This window comes from Streptomyces sp. MS06, assembly GCF_047200655.1.
Lineage (GTDB): Bacteria > Actinomycetota > Actinomycetes > Streptomycetales > Streptomycetaceae > Streptomyces.
Map to the genome: position 1 here is coordinate 238492 of NZ_JBJZOJ010000001.1, position 15863 is coordinate 254354.

Annotated in this window: 16 protein-coding genes and 1 pseudogene; 8 read left to right on the top strand and 9 right to left on the bottom strand. The window is 71.5% G+C overall.

The features are described 5' to 3' along the window. Window positions 1-63 precede the first annotated feature (63 nt). The gene (locus ACL02U_RS00950; protein ID WP_412788614.1) at window positions 64-1026 is read left to right on the top strand and encodes an ATP-binding cassette domain-containing protein; all 963 of its coding nucleotides are present in this window, start codon (window positions 64-66) and stop codon (window positions 1024-1026) included. Then, on the top strand, window positions 1023-1808 hold the full coding sequence (locus ACL02U_RS00955) for an ABC transporter permease (protein WP_412788615.1): 786 nt from the start codon (window positions 1023-1025) through the stop codon (window positions 1806-1808). Before ACL02U_RS00950 ends, ACL02U_RS00955 begins: the two co-directional genes overlap by 4 nt. Before the next feature lie 172 nt (window positions 1809-1980). Here the strand turns inward: ACL02U_RS00955 and ACL02U_RS00960 are convergent, their stop codons facing one another. After that, the gene (locus tag ACL02U_RS00960; protein ID WP_412788616.1) at window positions 1981-2412 is read right to left on the bottom strand and encodes a hypothetical protein; all 432 of its coding nucleotides are present in this window, start codon (window positions 2410-2412) and stop codon (window positions 1981-1983) included. A gap of 36 nt (window positions 2413-2448) precedes the next feature. Here ACL02U_RS00960 and ACL02U_RS00965 point away from each other — a divergent pair. Together ACL02U_RS00965 and ACL02U_RS00970 are read left to right on the top strand one after the other, a co-directional pair. After that, window positions 2449-2919, top strand: a pseudogene (locus ACL02U_RS00965) (DUF5753 domain-containing protein); the annotation flags it as partial. Window positions 2920-2926: 7 nt separating this feature from the next. Then, window positions 2927-3148, top strand: a complete 222-nt coding sequence (locus ACL02U_RS00970; RefSeq protein WP_412788617.1) for a DUF397 domain-containing protein — start codon at window positions 2927-2929, stop codon at window positions 3146-3148. On the opposite strand, the gene glmS is transcribed toward ACL02U_RS00970, so the two are convergent. The 3 genes from glmS to ACL02U_RS00985 form a co-directional block, all read right to left on the bottom strand. After that, entirely contained in the window at window positions 3109-4956 is a 1848-nt protein-coding gene (gene glmS, locus ACL02U_RS00975; RefSeq protein WP_412788618.1) for a glutamine--fructose-6-phosphate transaminase (isomerizing), read from the bottom strand. The genes ACL02U_RS00970 and glmS overlap by 40 nt on opposite strands. A gap of 86 nt (window positions 4957-5042) precedes the next feature. Continuing rightward, window positions 5043-5186 carry a hypothetical protein gene (locus tag ACL02U_RS00980; protein ID WP_412788619.1) on the bottom strand — a complete coding sequence of 48 codons (144 nt, stop codon included), beginning with the start codon at window positions 5184-5186 and terminating at the stop codon, window positions 5043-5045. A gap of 125 nt (window positions 5187-5311) precedes the next feature. Continuing rightward, window positions 5312-6115 (bottom strand): hypothetical protein, encoded by an 804-nt coding sequence (locus ACL02U_RS00985; protein ID WP_412788620.1) that lies wholly within the window; start codon window positions 6113-6115, stop codon window positions 5312-5314. Window positions 6116-6502: 387 nt separating this feature from the next. Here ACL02U_RS00985 and ACL02U_RS00990 point away from each other — a divergent pair, with 387 nt between their 5' ends. The 3 genes from ACL02U_RS00990 (at window position 6503) to ACL02U_RS01000 (ending at window position 10281) form a co-directional block, all read left to right on the top strand. Beyond that, window positions 6503-8200 carry a DUF2207 domain-containing protein gene (locus tag ACL02U_RS00990; protein WP_412788621.1) on the top strand — a complete coding sequence of 566 codons (1698 nt, stop codon included), beginning with the start codon at window positions 6503-6505 and terminating at the stop codon, window positions 8198-8200. Between the two features lie 129 nt (window positions 8201-8329). Beyond that, window positions 8330-9298, top strand: coding sequence for a type I pantothenate kinase (gene coaA / locus ACL02U_RS00995; protein WP_412788638.1), 969 nt, complete (start codon window positions 8330-8332; stop codon window positions 9296-9298). A 35-nt stretch (window positions 9299-9333) separates the two neighbouring features. After that, window positions 9334-10281 (top strand): DUF389 domain-containing protein, encoded by a 948-nt coding sequence (locus ACL02U_RS01000; RefSeq protein WP_412788622.1) that lies wholly within the window; start codon window positions 9334-9336, stop codon window positions 10279-10281. Between the two features lie 102 nt (window positions 10282-10383). Here the strand turns inward: ACL02U_RS01000 and glmM are convergent, their stop codons facing one another. The 3 genes from glmM to rplM form a co-directional block, all read right to left on the bottom strand. Then, a complete protein-coding gene (glmM, locus tag ACL02U_RS01005; RefSeq protein ID WP_412788623.1) occupies window positions 10384-11742 on the bottom strand; it encodes a phosphoglucosamine mutase in 1359 nt (452 codons plus the stop codon). A gap of 219 nt (window positions 11743-11961) precedes the next feature. Beyond that, window positions 11962-12474: a 30S ribosomal protein S9 gene (gene rpsI / locus ACL02U_RS01010; RefSeq protein WP_412788624.1), complete on the bottom strand. Its 513-nt coding sequence runs from the start codon at window positions 12472-12474 to the stop codon at window positions 11962-11964. A 42-nt stretch (window positions 12475-12516) separates the two neighbouring features. Then, window positions 12517-12960: a 50S ribosomal protein L13 gene (rplM, locus tag ACL02U_RS01015; RefSeq protein ID WP_190134809.1), complete on the bottom strand. Its 444-nt coding sequence runs from the start codon at window positions 12958-12960 to the stop codon at window positions 12517-12519. Window positions 12961-13249: 289 nt separating this feature from the next. Between rplM and ACL02U_RS01020 the strand changes: the two genes are divergently transcribed. Continuing rightward, window positions 13250-14131, top strand: a complete 882-nt coding sequence (locus tag ACL02U_RS01020) for a hypothetical protein (RefSeq protein ID WP_412788625.1) — start codon at window positions 13250-13252, stop codon at window positions 14129-14131. A gap of 75 nt (window positions 14132-14206) precedes the next feature. Here ACL02U_RS01020 and truA read toward each other — a convergent pair whose 3' ends face one another. Both truA and rplQ read right to left on the bottom strand, forming a co-directional pair. Continuing rightward, on the bottom strand, window positions 14207-15061 hold the full coding sequence (gene truA, locus ACL02U_RS01025; RefSeq protein WP_412788626.1) for a tRNA pseudouridine(38-40) synthase TruA: 855 nt from the start codon (window positions 15059-15061) through the stop codon (window positions 14207-14209). Window positions 15062-15266: 205 nt separating this feature from the next. Beyond that, a complete protein-coding gene (gene rplQ, locus ACL02U_RS01030; RefSeq protein WP_412788627.1) occupies window positions 15267-15758 on the bottom strand; it encodes a 50S ribosomal protein L17 in 492 nt (163 codons plus the stop codon). Between the last annotated feature and the right edge of the window lie 105 nt (window positions 15759-15863).

The following is a 15863-nucleotide window of genomic DNA, read 5'->3' on the forward strand; positions in this document are numbered from 1 at the left end:
CCGACCCCGCCGGCCCTCCCGATCCCTCCGCCCCACCCTGCCTCTCCGAAGGAGCACACCCGCATGACCAGTTGGGCCATCGCCGCGCACGGGCTGCGCAAGTCCTACGGCGAGCACACCGTCCTCGACGGCATCGACCTGGCCGTCGAGGAGGGCACGGTCTTCGCCCTGCTCGGGCCGAACGGCGCCGGCAAGACCACGGCCGTCCGGATCCTCTCCACCCTCGCCGCACCCGACCCCGACTCGGGGCGGGTACTCGTCGGCGGCCACGACGTCGCCGCCGACCCGCAGGCGGTCCGCGCCGCGATCGGCGTCACCGGCCAGTTCTCCGCGGTGGACGGCCTGATCACCGGGGAGGAGAACATGCTGCTGATGGCGGACCTGCACCACCTCCCGAAGCGGGAGGGCAGGCGGACCGCCGCCGAACTCCTGGAACGCTTCGACCTCACCGAGGCCGCGGCGAAGCCCGCGTCCACCTACTCCGGCGGCATGAAGCGCCGCCTCGACCTCGCCATGACCCTGGTCGGCGCACCGCGGATCATCTTCCTCGACGAACCGACCACCGGCCTCGACCCCCGCTCCCGCCGCACCATGTGGCAGATCGTCCGCGAACTCGTCACCGACGGCGCGACCGTCCTCCTCACCACCCAGTACCTGGAGGAGGCCGACGAACTCGCCGACCGGATAGCCGTCCTGCACGACGGCCGGATCGCCGCGGAGGGCACCGCCGAGGAACTGAAGCGGCTCGTCCCGGGCGGACACGTCCGCCTCCGCTTCACCGACCCGGACGCCTACCGGTCCGCCGCCGCCGCGCTGCCCGACGCGGCCCGGGACGACGAGGCGCTGTCGCTGCGCATCCCCGGCGACGCCGGGCAGCGCGAACTGCGCGCCGTCCTGGACCGGCTCGACGCGGCCGGCGTGGAGGCCGAGCAGCTCACCGTGCACACCCCCGACCTGGACGACGTCTTCTTCGCCCTGACCGGCGGTGCCGACGTCCCCACCCAGCCGAAGGAGAACGTCCGTTGAGTTCCCTGCACCTCGCCGTGCGCGACTCGGCCACCATGCTGCGCCGCAACCTGCTGCACGCCCGCCGCTACCCGTCCCTCACCCTGAACCTGCTGCTCACCCCGATCATGCTCCTGCTGCTCTTCGTCTACGTCTTCGGCGACACGATGAGCGCGGGCATCGGCGGCGGCGACCGCTCCGCCTACCTGGCCTACCTCGTCCCCGGGCTGCTGCTGATGACCATCGGCTCCACGGCCATCGGCACCGCGGTGTCCGTCAGCACCGACATGGCCGAGGGCGTCATGGCCCGCTTCCGCACGATGGCGATCCACCGCGGGTCGGTGCTCTTCGGGCACGTCGTCGGCAGCGTGCTGAAGGCGGTCGCCGGGGTGGTCCTGGTCGGCGCCGTCGGTGTGGCGGCCGGCTTCCGCTCCACCGGGGCCACCGCGCTGGACTGGCTCGCCGCCTTCGGGCTCCTCGTACTGGTCGCCCTGGCGTTCACCTGGATCGCGGTCGGAATGGGACTGGCCAGCCCCAACGCGGAGGCCGCGAGCAACACCGCGATGCCGCTCATCCTGCTGCCGCTGATCTCCAGCGCCTTCGTCCCGGTCGACGCGATGCCGGGCTGGTTCCGGCCCGTAGCCGAGTACCAGCCGTTCACGCCCGCCATCGAGACCCTGCGCGGCCTGCTGCTCGGCACCGGCGTCGGCCACAACTGGTGGATCGCCCTGCTGTGGTGCCTCGGCCTCACCGTTCTCGGCCACCGCTGGTCGAAGGCCCGGTTCGACCGCGAACCCCGGTGACGGCTGAGGCCGGTGACCTCGCAGGCCGGGTACGCGTCCCGCGCGGAACGCGCACCCGCCTCGGGGCCGCAGACCCGTCAGGCCGCCGCCAGCGTGAGGTGGGCCGCCGGGCGAGGTGGCAGCGGAGCTGCCCCTTTTCCCAGCGGCCTCCTCCCGAACCCGTCGTGCGACGTTAATCGCAACGGGCTCTCCAGTGACTGCCGTGAGTGGCGGTTTCGCGTCCAACGTGGATGCCTTCGTGGCAGGTTGAGCAGACCACGAGTGTCTTGCGTCGTTTCCTGGCCATGAGGGCTGCCCAGTTGGGTTGTTCCTGCCCGAGCCGGTCGAGGTCTGCGAGCTTGCGGATCTGGTGGACCTGGATTTTCTCGGTCTGTCCGCATAGTTCGCAGAAGCCCGCCAGCAGCCGCCTGGTCAGCTCGCGTTGACGAGGGTGACTGTGGGCAGGGTCGCGGTCCTTCAGGACTGCGGATTTCTGCCGTTTGAGTGGAATGCCACCGAACTGTGCGATCAGTGGTTTCCTGCTCGGGGCACGGGTGATGCTGGCCTGGAGACACTTGCGAGGCCCGGCCGGGGTGTCGATGGTGACCTTGTACTTGCGGGCCATCTTCGACATGGTCGAGCGATGCTTGTTCGCCAGGGAGACTACGCTCGGGCCCTGTTCTCCTACGTCAATCCACAGCTCCCTGCGGAGGACGTGGAACGGCGCGTGCAACACCGCATGGAGCGCAAGGTCATCTTTCGCCGCGCTGAACCGGCGCGCTACGAGACGGTCATCCACGAGGCCGCTCTGCGCATCATGGTCGGCGACCGCAGAGCCACCCGTGCCCAACTCGCGCGCACCCTGGAACTCTCCGAAGCCGAGCACATCACGGTCAGGGTGATCCCGCTCGACCTGGAGGGTTTCGCCGGCGCCGGGAGCACCATGGTGTACGCGGGAGGACCGCTTCCGCGACTGGACACCGTGGTACGGGACGGCCCTCATGGCGCCGCGTTCATCGACGCAGAAGCTCAACTCAACTACTTCCGAACACTCTTCCGTAGAGTGGCGTCAGCCTCGCTCGAACCGCATCGTTCGCGTGACTTCATCCACCGTCTGGCGAAGGAGCTGTGAGACCGGTATGAGCACCCCTACCTCATGGAAGAAGTCCTCCTACTCCGGCGGCGGCGAGGGCAACGCCTGTGTTGAGGTCGCCGAGGCGGACGCCTGCATAGCCGTCCGCGACTCGAAGGCCCCGGCGGGAGCCGTCCTCACCCTGCCCGCCGAGGCCTTCCTCGCCTTCCTGGGCGCCGTGAAGGGCGCTCACTCCACCGTGACGGACTTCGCCAGGTTGCGCGGCTGATCCACCTCGTTGCCCCGGGCGGTCGCCAGTTCGCAGGCGAAGACCTGCAGCGGCACCGTCGCCACCAGCGGCTGGAGCAGCGTCGGGGTGGCGGGGATGCGGACCAGGTGGTCGGCGTACGGGACGACCGCCTCGTCCCCCTCCTCCGCGATCACGATGGTGCGGGCGCCGCGCGCCCGGATCTCCTGGATGTTGGACACGATCTTGTCGTGCAGCACCGACCGGCCGCGCGGTGACGGCACGACGACCACCACCGGCAGGTCCTTCTCGATGAGCGCGATCGGGCCGTGCTTCAGCTCGCCCGCCGAGAAGCCCTCGGCGTGCATGTAGGCGAGTTCCTTCAGCTTGAGCGCACCTTCGAGGGCGACCGGGTAGCCCACGTGCCGGCCGAGGAACAGCACCGTGTTCTTGTCGGCCAGCGACCGGGCCAGCGACCGCACCGGCTCCATGGTCTCCAGGACGCGTTCGACCTCGCCGGAGATCTTCGCGAGGTCGCGCACCACGGCCCGGATCTCGTCACCCCACTTGGTGCCCCGCACCTGGCCCAGGTAGAGGGCGACCAGGTAGCAGGCGACGAGCTGGGTGAGGAAGGCCTTGGTGGACGCGACGGCGACCTCGGGGCCGGCGTGGGTGTAGAGCACCGCGTCGGACTCGCGAGGGATGGTGGAGCCGTTGGTGTTGCAGATGGCGAGCACCTTGGAGCCCTGCTCGCGGGCGTGCCTCAGGGCCATCAGGGTGTCCATCGTCTCGCCGGACTGGGAGATGGCGATGACCAGGGTCCGCGGGTCCAGGATGGGGTCGCGGTAACGGAACTCGCTGGCCAGTTCGACCTCGCAGGGGATGCGGGTCCAGTGCTCGATGGCGTACTTGGCGATGAGGCCCGCGTGGAAGGCGGTGCCGCAGGCCACCACGACGATCTTGCCGACCTCGCGCAGCTCGGACGCGGGGATCCGCAGCTCGTCGAGGCGGAGCGAGCCGGTGCCGTCGACCCGGCCGAGCAGGGTGTCGGCGACCGCCTTCGGCTGCTCGGCGATCTCCTTGAGCATGAAGTAGTCGTAGCCGCCCTTCTCCGCGGCCGAGGCGTCCCAGTCGACGTGGTAGGAGCGGACGTCGGCCGGGCTGCCGTCGAAGCCGGTGACCGTCACGCCGTCCGGGCGCAGCTCGACGACCTGGTCCTGGCCCAGCTCGATGGCGGACCGGGTGTGGGCGATGAAGGCGGCCACGTCGGAGGCGAGGAAGGCCTCGCCGTCGCCGACGCCGACGACCAGGGGCGAGTTGCGGCGCGCCCCGACCACCGTGTCCGGCTCGTCGGCGTGCATGGCGACGAGGGTGAACGCGCCCTCCAGGCGGCGGCAGACCCGGCGCATCGCCTCGGCGAGGTCCGTGCAGGAGGAGTACTCCTCGGCGAGCAGGTGGGCGACGACCTCGGTGTCGGTCTCGGAGACCAGTTCGTGTCCCCGCTCGGCGAGTTCGGCGCGCAGTGCGGCGAAGTTCTCGATGATGCCGTTGTGGACGACGGCGACCCGGCCCGCGTTGTCGAGGTGCGGGTGCGCGTTGGCGTCGGTGGGTCCGCCGTGCGTGGCCCACCGGGTGTGCCCGATGCCGGTCGTGCCGGCCGGCAGCGGACGCTCCACCAGTTCCTTCTCGAGGTTGACCAGTTTCCCGGCCTTCTTCGCGCCGGCCAGCCCGCCGTCCGCGAGCACGGCGACGCCGGCCGAGTCGTAGCCCCGGTACTCCAGCCGCTTCAGTCCGGCCATCACGACATCGAGCGCCGACTGCGCCCCCACGTATCCCACGATTCCGCACATGTGCCGCAGCCTACGGTCCGAGGCTCGCGGGAAGAGGCCGTTACGTGCCCGGAATCGGATATTGCCGAGGGTTTCTGACGGTGTGTTCAGCGGCGGCGCGGGAGAGGGGTGTCCAGACCGAACTGGGCCGTGTTCAGCCAGCGCCGCATCGCCTTCGCGGTGGGCCGCTCGACGAACAGGGGAGCCGGGTAGGCCGGCAGCACGAGGCTGCCGACGGTGGAGCAGACCAACGCCCGGGATCGACACGGTCGGCAAAGTGGTGCGCACGAAGGACCTGGGAACTCCGTGAACGCGGCCCCTGACGCACTGCCCCCGAGAGCGGCGAGCCCTCGGGGGACGACGGGTCGGCGAACGGTCAGGCCAGCTTGGCGAGCTGGGCCTGGACGATCTCGGTGGGGAACTCGAAGTCCGAGGCGTTCGCCAACGCGGCGAAGTTCACGGCGGTGAAGTAGGCCACCGTGGAGCCCTTGCGTACCGCGACGCCCTTGAAGGGTGCGGGGTCGCTGTCTTCCATGTCCAGGGAGAGGGTGACGGCGACCGCCTCGTCGGCGCCCTGGGGCGCCTCGGTCTTGGTCACCTTGAGGGCCTTGTTCGGGGTGTCCTGGGCGGTCGCGGTGTAGCCTCCGGCGCACTTGCCGACGGCGTCGTTCAGGTCCTTCATGGCCTGCTCCGCGCCGCCGTCCTCGTACGTGGCCAGCGTCACGACGACCTTCGTGACGTCCATGCCCGCCATGAACTGCTCTTCCTCGCTCGCACCCGCGGCGGGCTTCTTGGGGTCGCCCTGCCAGGACCGCTTCTCCGTGGCAGCGGGCTTGCCCGTGTAGGTGCCCACCTCGAGGTAGGCCAGCGGGGCGCACTCCGCCTTGTCGACCTTGACGCCGTCCTGGGCGATGTCGTCCTTCGCCGGGAGCGGGGTGACCTTCCCGCTCTTCACGTCGGCCTGCGCCAGTGCGGCCTTCTTCAGCTCGGCGGCGGTCAGCGCCTTGGCGGGGGCCGCCTCGGGAGCGGTCGAGGCGGACGCGGCGGTACCGGCCTCGGGGCTCTTGCCGCCGTCGCCCTTGGCGCCGTCGTCGGAGGAGCCGCCGCAGGCGGTGGCCAGCAGGGCCAGGGCAGCGGCGGACGCGGCGAGGGCGGTACGGCGGACGGTGGTGGATGTCACGAGTCAGGCTCTCTCTCTTGGTTCCGGGCCAGGTCACCCGGGCTTTGCCCGCACTTTACGCACAGCATCCGCACACATGATCAACAGGCGTCCCTTCCGGTACCCGACCGAGATCACCGCGTGACCGGCGCCCCGACTGCGCCCGATGGCGGCGCACACCGGCACGGCCCCCTCCGCATCCGCCGGTCTGACGGCCGCACAGGGCCGGCCCTGTGCGGCCGTCAGACCGGCGACCCCGGGGCCCGCCCTCCCGTCCGGCGAGCGGCAACAGGCGCTGTCCTGAACGGCGTTGCCGACGGCGCGTACCGTACGATGTGCGTCCGACACGGGGGGGGCGACATGGGAAAATCTGCGCGAAGACCGGCACCGCACCGCCGCCGGCATCTCTTGACGCTGCTCATCGCGGCGGTGGTGATGGGCGGCTTCGCCGCCTTGGCGAGCACCATGAGCACCGAGCAGATCACGCTGTACCGGATCGACGCCGTACTCGACGCCGACGGCACGGCACACGTCACCGAAGTGATCGACTACGACTTCGGCAGCGCTGACAAGCACGGCATCTTCCGCGACGTCCCCGGCCTGCCGCGCGACACCTCGGTCCTCGTGACGGCCGACGACCACATCGTTCCCGTGCGGCTCTCCGAGGCGGGAGCCGAGACCCGGATCCGGATCGGCGACCCCTCACACACCGTCACCGGGCTGCACCGCTACCGCATCCAGTACGAGCTGCCCGACCTGGTGCACGACGGGAAGCTCGCGTGGAACGCGGTCGGCACGGGGTGGGACGTCCCGATCCACGACATCCGGATCCACGCGGTGGCCGGCAACCGCTTCGCGGAGGTGCAGTGCTACCGGGGAACCACCGGCTCCCGCCTGGGCTGCCCGACCGGCCGCTCCCTTCCCGGCCGACTGGACGTGGCGCTCCGTGATCTCGACGAGCACCACGGCGTCACCCTCCACGCCACGACCGCCGCGGCCCTGACGACCGTTGCGGCCCTGCCGCCGGAGCCCGCCGAGAGCTCCGCTCCCGCTCCCCACTCGCTGCGCCTGGGCGCGCTGGCCGCGGCGGCCGCCCTGTCGGCGGCGCTGGTGGTCCGGGCGCTGCTGCTGTTGATCGGAGGGGACCGGGTCCCCGTGGACGGCAGGAGACGCCGCCGTCGACCGGCACCGCTGCCGCCGGCGCCCAGCCCGCCGGAGGGCCTGACCCCCACCGAGGGGGGCGTCCTGTACTACGGGAGGCCGCGGAAGCAGCACAGGGTCGCACTGCTGGTGAACGCCGCCGCCGAGGGCTGGATGGACATCGAGGGCAGCAGCGAGGAACCCGTCCTGTGCAAGCGGCGCCGGGAGGCGACGGCCACCACCCCGCCGGACCGTTTCACCGAGAGATTCCTCAAATATGCGTTCGACTATCAGGACCGCATCCCGCTGGGCCGGCCGAACAGCGGCTTCTCCAGGGCCTGGGACTCCCTGTCCTACCCGCTGCGGGACTGGCGGCTGAAGGACAGCGGCCTGTGGGACCGGGCCGGCGACCGTCGCGCGCTCGTCGCCCGCTGGATCGGCGTCCCGGTCACGCTGCTCGGCTTCTTCGTGCTGGTGGTCACGGCTTCGGCCGCCACCGACGTGCGGTTCGGCGCCTCCTTCGTCGCGGCGCAGACCGCGGTGAGCGCCGCGGTGGCCGGAGCAGGCCTGGCCATGGCGGTGTGCGCCCGCGAGTTGTGGCGGCGCAGCCCGCGGGGTGCCGTGCTGTACACCGAGGTGGAGGCGTTCCGCCGGTACCTGGTCGACTACCGGCCGCAGGGCGACGAGGACGCGCAGCGGCTGGGCCGGTACACCGCCTGGGCGATCGCGCTCGGGGAGACCAGCCGGTGGTCGGATGTCGTATCCGGGGCACTCGCGGGTGCCGCCGACGGCTCCGGGTGGCGGCCGTCCTCGGGCCCCGCCCTGCACGACCCCGGCTTCACCCGGCATCTCCACAGCACCGCCAAGGCAGCCGCGACCACGTCCAGCGGATCGGGCGGCGGCTCCTCGAGCGGCGGCGGCAGTGTCGGCGACGGCGGAGGCGGTGGGGGCGGCGGCTCGTGGTGAGCCGGTGCCGCCCGCCGCACCGCGGCCTGCGCAGGCCTCCCTCGCCCACCTCCCCCCGAGTGACGCACCCCACCCCGCGGCCCGGGCGGTCTCCGTTCACAATGGAATGTGATCTCTCCGGCTTCCTCGATGCCCCGGAGCGCCCACCGGCAGCGGCCGGAGGCGACTCCCTACGTCGACCTCACACGCGCCGAGTGGAGCGCGCTGCGCGACAAGACGCCGCTGCCGCTCAGCGCGGCGGAGGTGGAGAAGCTGCGCGGCCTCGGCGACGTCATCGACCTGGACGAGGTGCGGGACATCTACCTCCCGCTGTCCCGGCTGCTCAACCTCTACGTCGGCGCCACGGACGGCCTGCGCGGCGCGCTCAACACCTTCCTCGGTGAGAAGGGCTCCCAGTCGGGCACGCCGTTCGTGATAGGCGTCGCCGGTTCGGTCGCGGTCGGCAAGTCCACCGTCGCCCGGCTGCTGCAGGCGCTGCTCTCCCGCTGGCCGGAGCACCCCCGCGTCGAACTGGTCACCACCGACGGCTTCCTGCTGCCGACCCGGCAGCTCCAGGACCGCGGGCTGATGTCCCGCAAGGGCTTCCCCGAGTCCTACGACCGGCGCGCCCTGACCCGTTTCGTCGCCGACATCAAGGCGGGCAAGGACGAGGTCACCGCACCCGTCTACTCCCACCTCATCTACGACATCGTCCCCGGCGGGAAGCTGGCCGTGCGCCGCCCCGACATCCTCATCGTCGAGGGCCTCAACGTGCTGCAGCCCGCGCTGCCCGGCAAGGACGGCCGGACCCGGGTCGGCCTCGCCGACTACTTCGACTTCAGCGTGTACGTCGACGCCCGCGCCGAGGACATCGAGCGCTGGTACCTCAACCGGTTCCGCAAACTGCGCGCGACCGCCTTCCAGAACCCGTCCTCGTACTTCCGCAGGTACACCCAGGTCTCCGAGGAGGAGGCCCTGGACTACGCGCGCACCATGTGGCGGACCATCAACAAGCCGAACCTGGTGGAGAACATCGCCCCGACCCGCGGCCGGGCCACCCTGGTGCTGCGCAAGGGGCCGGACCACAAGGTCCAGCGGCTCAGCCTGCGCAAGCTGTGACCACCTGACCGCGGAGCGTTTGCTACAACTGCTGCATGCTGCACCTGCGCCTGATCACTCCGTCGGACCGCACCGAGGAGGTGGCGGGCCTGCTGGAGGACGCCGTCGGGACCACCGGCCTGGCCGTGCTGCCCGGGGCGGCCCGCGACCCGGTCGGCGACGTGATCCTCTGCGACGTGGTGCGCGAGGCGGGCGACGAGGTCCTGCACCGGCTGCGCGCGCTCGGCATCGAGGAGCACGGTTCGATCGCCGTGCAGAGCGTGGAGCTGGAGCTGTCCACCCGGGCCGAGCGGGCCGAGCACGAGGCTCCCGGCGAAAGCGCCGACGCGGTGGTGTGGGAGCAGCTGACCGAGATCACCCAGGAGGAGTCGACGTTCAGCGTCACCTACGTCGCGTTCCTCACCATCGCGGTGATGCTCGCGGCCTGCGGCGTGATGCTCGACAACGCGGTCCTCATCGTCGGCGCCATGGCCGTCGGCCCGGAGTTCGGACCGCTCGCGGGGATCTCCACGGCGCTGGTCCAGCGGGCCGGACGGCTCGCCGGACGGTCGCTGTTCGCGCTCCTCGCCGGTTTCGCCCTGGCGATCGTGCTGACCGTGCTGTTCAGTCTGGTGATGGACGCCACCGGACTGTTCCGGGAGAGCATGCTGGAACGGACCCGGGCGAACACGGAGTTCATCTGGCGGCCCGACCGGACGTCCTTCGTGGTGGCTTTCCTGGCGGGCATCGCCGGCACGCTCTCCCTCACCTCGGCGAAGTCCAGCGCGCTGATCGGCGTGGCCATCTCGGTGACCACCGTCCCGGCGGCCGGAAACGCGGCGGTCGCGCTGGCCTACGGGGACTTCGGGCAGACGTACGGCTCGGCGGGCCAGTTGCTCACCAACCTCTGCGGCATCCTGATCGCGGCCACCCTCACCCTGCTGGCCCAGAAGTGGCTGTGGACGCTGCGCCGCCGGCATCCGGCCCGCGCCCGGCTGCCGTAGCGCCGCACCTCCCGCCGCCGCGGCCGGCGGGGCGCGGCGGCACGCGGGGCGCGGCGGCGGGAGGGCTGCTGCGGAGGGAGGGACGGCGGGCTACGGCGCGGTTCAGCCGAGCGCCGACTTCACCGCGTCGGCGAGCCGGCCGGCCACCGAGCGGGCCTGCTCGATGTCGGCGGCCTCGACCATCACCCGTACCAGGGGCTCGGTGCCGGACGGCCGCAGCAGCACCCGGCCGGTGGTACCGAGCTCGCGCTCGGCCTCGGCCACGGCGGCCGCCAGCTCGGCGGACGTCTTCACCCGCGACTTGTCGACGTCGGGCACGTTCACCAGCACCTGCGGCAGCCGGTCCATGACGGACGCCAGGTCCCGCAGGGTCCGCCCGCTCTGCACGATGCGCGCCGCCAGCATCAGACCGGTCAGCGTGCCGTCGCCGGTGGTGGCGTGGTCGAGGATGATGACGTGCCCGGACTGCTCGCCGCCGAGGGCGTAGCCGTGCTCCTTCATCTCCTCCAGCACGTAGCGGTCGCCGACCGCGGTCTGCACCAGGTGCAGGCCCTCCCGCTCCAGCGCCAGCTTGAAGCCCAGGTTGGACATCACGGTGGCGACCACGGTGTCGGCGCGCAGCGCGGAACGCTCCCGCATGGCGAGCGCGAGGACGGCGAGGATCTGGTCGCCGTCGACCTCGGCGCCGGTGTGGTCCACGGCGAGGCAGCGGTCGGCGTCGCCGTCGTGGGCGATGCCGAGGTCCGCGCCGTGCGCGAGGACGGCGGCCTTGAGCTGGTCGAGGTGGGTGGAGCCGCAGCCGTCGTTGATGTTGAGGCCGTCCGGTTCGGCACCGATCGTGACGACCTCGGCGCCGGCCCGGGAGAACGCCTCCGGGGAGACCCGGGCGGCGGCGCCGTGCGCCTCGTCGAGGACGATCCGGAGCCCGTCGAGCCGGTTCGGCAGCACCCCGACGAGGTGGGCGACGTACTTGTCGAAGCCCTCGGCGTAGTCGCGCACCCGGCCCACGCCCGCGCCGGTGGGACGGTCCCAGGGGGCGCCGGTGCGGTGCTCCTCGTACACGGACTCGATCCGGTCCTCCAGCTCGTCGGCGAGCTTGTGCCCGCCGCGGGCGAAGAACTTGACGCCGTTGTCCGGCATGGCGTTGTGGCTGGCGGACAGCATCACGCCGAGGTCCGCACCGAGCACACCCGTCAGGTACGCCACGGCGGGCGTCGGCAGCACGCCGACGCGCAGCACGTCCACGCCCGCGCTGGCGAGACCCGCGACCACGGCGGCCTCCAGGAACTCCCCGGACGCGCGCGGGTCCCGGCCGACCACGGCCGTCGGCCGGTGGCCTTCGAAGGTGCCCGCCTCGGCCAGTACGTGCGCCGCCGCGACCGACAGGCCGAGCGCCATCTCGGCCGTCAGATCCGCGTTGGCGACACCGCGCACGCCGTCCGTGCCGAAGAGTCGTCCCACGTGTCCTCCTGAGGAAGCGTCAGTGCGGGGGCCCGTGCGGTGCGGCCCGCACACGCGGCTCCCGGGTCCCGTTCCGGACGGTAGCCGCCCGGGTCATCCGATCACACAAGCAGTTGAACTTCTTGTGTCGTTATACGCCCGAAGGCTGGGAAAAACGAACGCCCCGGCAGCACGAGAGCGTGCCGCCGGGGCGTTCGGAGTACGTGCAGGCGGTGAAGCTTAGCGCTTGCTGTACTGCGGGGCCTTGCGGGCCTTCTTCAGACCGGCCTTCTTGCGCTCGACCGCACGGTCGTCGCGGCGGAGGAAGCCGGCCTTCTTCAGCGCGCCGCGGTTGTTGTCCACGTCCGCCTCGTTCAGGGCGCGGGCCACACCCAGGCGCAGGGCGCCGGCCTGGCCGGAGACACCGCCGCCGGCGATGCGGGCGACCACGTCGTAGCGGCCCTCCAGCTCGAGCACCTTGAAGGGCTCGTTGACCTCCTGCTGGTGCACCTTGTTCGGGAAGTAGTCCTCGAGGGTGCGGCCGTTGATCTTCCACTTGCCGGAGCCCGGGACGATCCGGACGCGGGCGATGGCGTTCTTGCGGCGGCCCAGGCCGGCGGCCGGCTGGGGCTCGCCGAAGGCGGAACCGAGGGACTCGGAGGTGTACTCGCCCTCCACCGGAACCTCGGACTCGGTGGTGTAGCTGTCGATGTCAAGCTCTTCGAGCGGCTGCTCGGCAGTGGTCTCGGCCACGATTCTCCTCAGCTTCTCTTCAGTCTTAGGGGGTGGCCGGACTTACTGCGCGACCTGGGTGATCTCGAACGGCTGCGGCTGCTGCGCGCCGTGCGGGTGCTGGTCACCCTTGTAGACCTTCAGCTTCGAGAGCATCTGACGGCCCAGGGAGTTCTTGGGGAGCATGCCCTTGACGGCCTTCTCGACGGCCTTCTCGGGGTTCTTCTCCAGCAGCTCGTCGTAGCGGACGGAGCGCAGACCGCCCGGGTAGCCGGAGTGGCGGTACGCCATCTTCTGGGTCCGCTTGTTGCCGGAGAGGTGCACCTTGTCGGCGTTGATGATGATGACGAAGTCACCAGCGTCGACGTGCGGCGCGTAGATCGGCTTGTGCTTGCCCCGCAGAAGGGTGGCGGCGGTGGTGGCGAGACGACCCAGGACGACGTCCTGAGCATCGATGACATGCCACTGGCGCGTCACATCGCCGGGCTTGGGGCTGTACGTACGCACGGTTCGTAGCCTTCGCTTCGAGTGAATGGTCCTGACAGGTCACCGAAACGATCACGACAGCCTCGACCGCACGGCGGCGACGCATACCGCGTACGTGGGGTCGCTGGTCATCGGCCCGGTGGACCGGTGTAAGGGCCCGTCCCGTGAGAATGAGCAAGCCAATACACAACGAACAAGCAGAATACCGGGACGTCTCGTACGGGTCAAAACAGCGCCGTCACCGGCACCGCCGCCGCTGCGCGGACGACGCGGGTCCGGCCCGCCCGGCCGCCCGTCTAAGATGCCGCCCATGAGCTTTGGGCAGGGGGGACCTCAGCAGTCCCGGTGGGATCCCTGGAAACCGAATTCCGAGCAGCCGTGGAGCGCCGGCGAGGACCGCACCCCGGACTGGGCCGCGCTCGCCGAGGCCTCCGAGGCGCGCAACAAGCGGCGGCGGCTGCTGTTCGTCGGCGGCGGCACGCTCGCCACCCTCGCGGTCGGCGCGGCCGTCGCCGTGGCCGTGGTGTCGGCGAACGGCGGCAGCGGCAACCAGGCCGGCCCGACCGCCCTGCCGAACAGTGCCGACATCCCGAGCCCGACCGGCAGCGCGCCCTCCTTCGCGCCGACGAGCGCCCCTCCCCCGCTGGACCCGAAGGACTTCGTGTCCAGCAAGAGGAAGGACACCGCCCCGCTCAGCCCGGCCGGCCTGTTCCCCGGCACGCAGCTCACCATGGGCTCCGCGGTGTACAAGAAGGGCCCCACCTCCGACACCGCGAACTGCGCCGCGGCCGCTCAGGGCACCCTGCCCAAGGTCCTCACCGAGAACCGCTGCACCCGTCTGATACGCGTGACCTACACCAAGGGCGGGATCGCGGTCACGGTCGGCGTCGCCGTCTTCGACAACTCCGCGCAGGCCTCCCGGGCCAAGAGCCAGGCCGACACCAAGAGCATCGTCAAGGCACTGACCGGCAAGGGCGTGAAGACCTTCTGCGACGGCGCGGTGTGCCGCTCGACGACGAACGCCTACGGCCGCTACGCCTACTTCACGATCAGCGGTTTCACCAGCGGCAAGGACGTGACGAAGAAGGACACCCCGGTGTTCACCGCCGGCGACGATCTCGCCGAGTTCGCCTTCCGCCAGATCCGCCGCCGGGGCGAGGTCCAGGCCTCCGCCGCGGCCGCCGCCGGGTAGCCCCGGCGCGCAGGCCCCGCTCGGACGAGCCCCGCTCGGACGGGCCGACCCACCGGCAGGACCCCGGTCAGCAGGTCAGCAGCAGCCGGCCGCGGGCAGGGTGCGCCGGTTTCGTGCCTGGCGGACGCGCTCGGCCAGCATGTCGTCGGCGGGGTAGCCGACCTCCTCCAGGGTGAGCCCGTGCGGGCGCACCACGTGCACGGCGGAGTCCCGCACCCCGGCCGCCAGGACCTTGGCCGGCCAGTCCGGCGGACGGTGCCCGTCGCCCACGAACAGCAGCGCGCCGATCAGCGAGCGCACCATGTTGTGGCAGAAGGCGTCGGCCCGCACGGTCGCGGTGACGATCCCGTCGCCGCCGCGCTCCAGGCCCAGCTCCCGGAGGGTGCGGATCGTGGTGGCGCCCTCCCTCTTCTTGCAGTACGCGGCGAAGTCGTGCTCCCCGAGGAGGCGCTCGGCGGCCTCGTTCATGGCGTCCACGTCGAGCGGCCAGTCGTGCCACAGCACATGCCCGCGCAGCAGCGGGTCCACCCCGCCCGGGTTGTCGGTGACGCGGTAGGCGTACCGGCGCCAGATCGCCGAGAAACGGGCGTCGAAGCCCTCCGGGGCGGGCCGCAGCGCCCAGACCCGCACGTCCTTGGGCAGCCGGCCGGCGAGCCGCTTGAGCAGTTTGCCGTGGTGCTCGCCCCACACCTGCCGGGGGAGGTCGACGTGGGCCACCTGCCCGCGGGCGTGCACGCCGGCGTCGGTGCGTCCGGCGACGGTCAGCTCGTAGGTCTCCCGCGAGCGGGTGACGGTGCGCAGGGCGTCCTCGATCTCGCCCTGGACGGTCCGCCGGCCCGCGGCCTGCTTGGCCCATCCGGAGAAGTCGGTGCCGTCGTAGGAGAGGTCGAGGCGGACGCGGAGGTGGTCGGGCTGTACTTCGTGGCTCACGGGACGATCCTCTCAGGGCCGGGCGCACGCCGAGAACGCCGAGCGCACCGGGACTGCGGGAGGCGGAAGTGCAGGGGCGCGGAGGTGCAGGGGTGCGGAACGCGGGTCGGGCACGCCGGCGCACCCGGTGCACCGGAAGCACCGGGAAACGCGGAAGCGGGCCCGCCCCCAAGGGCGGACCCGCTCACCGTGTTCGGGCGGAGCCTCAGGCCTCGGTGGCCTCGTCGGCCGCGGCCTCGGCGGTCTCCTCGGCGGGAGCCTCCGTGGCGGCCTCGTCGGCCTCCTTGACGGCACGCTTGGTGGCGGCCTCGGCCTCACCCACGGCCTTCTGCTGCACCGTCAGCGCCTCGACCAGCTCGATGACCGCCATGGGCGCGTTGTCGCCGCGGCGGTTGCCGATCTTGGTGATGCGGGTGTAGCCACCGGGACGGTTCTCGTAACGCGGACCGATCTCGGTGAAGAGGGTGTGGACGATGCTCTTGTCCGTGATGACCTGCAGCACCTGGCGGCGGTTGTGCAGGTCGCCCTTCTTCGCCTTGGTCACGAGACGCTCGGCGTACGGGCGCAGGCGGCGGGCCTTCGCCTCGGTGGTGGTGATGCGGCCGTGCTCGAAGAGGCTCTTCGCCAGGTTCGCGAGGAGCAGCTTCTCGTGCGCGGCGCTGCCGCCCAGACGGGCACCCTTGGTGGGCTTCGGCATGGTTCTTCTCCTGTGTGTCTGCCCCGGCCGTGTCAGGTACCGGGGTCAGTATCCGAGCAGGCGGTCGCCTGTCGGAGATCCGGGCGCCTCGGCGGAGGCGCCCGG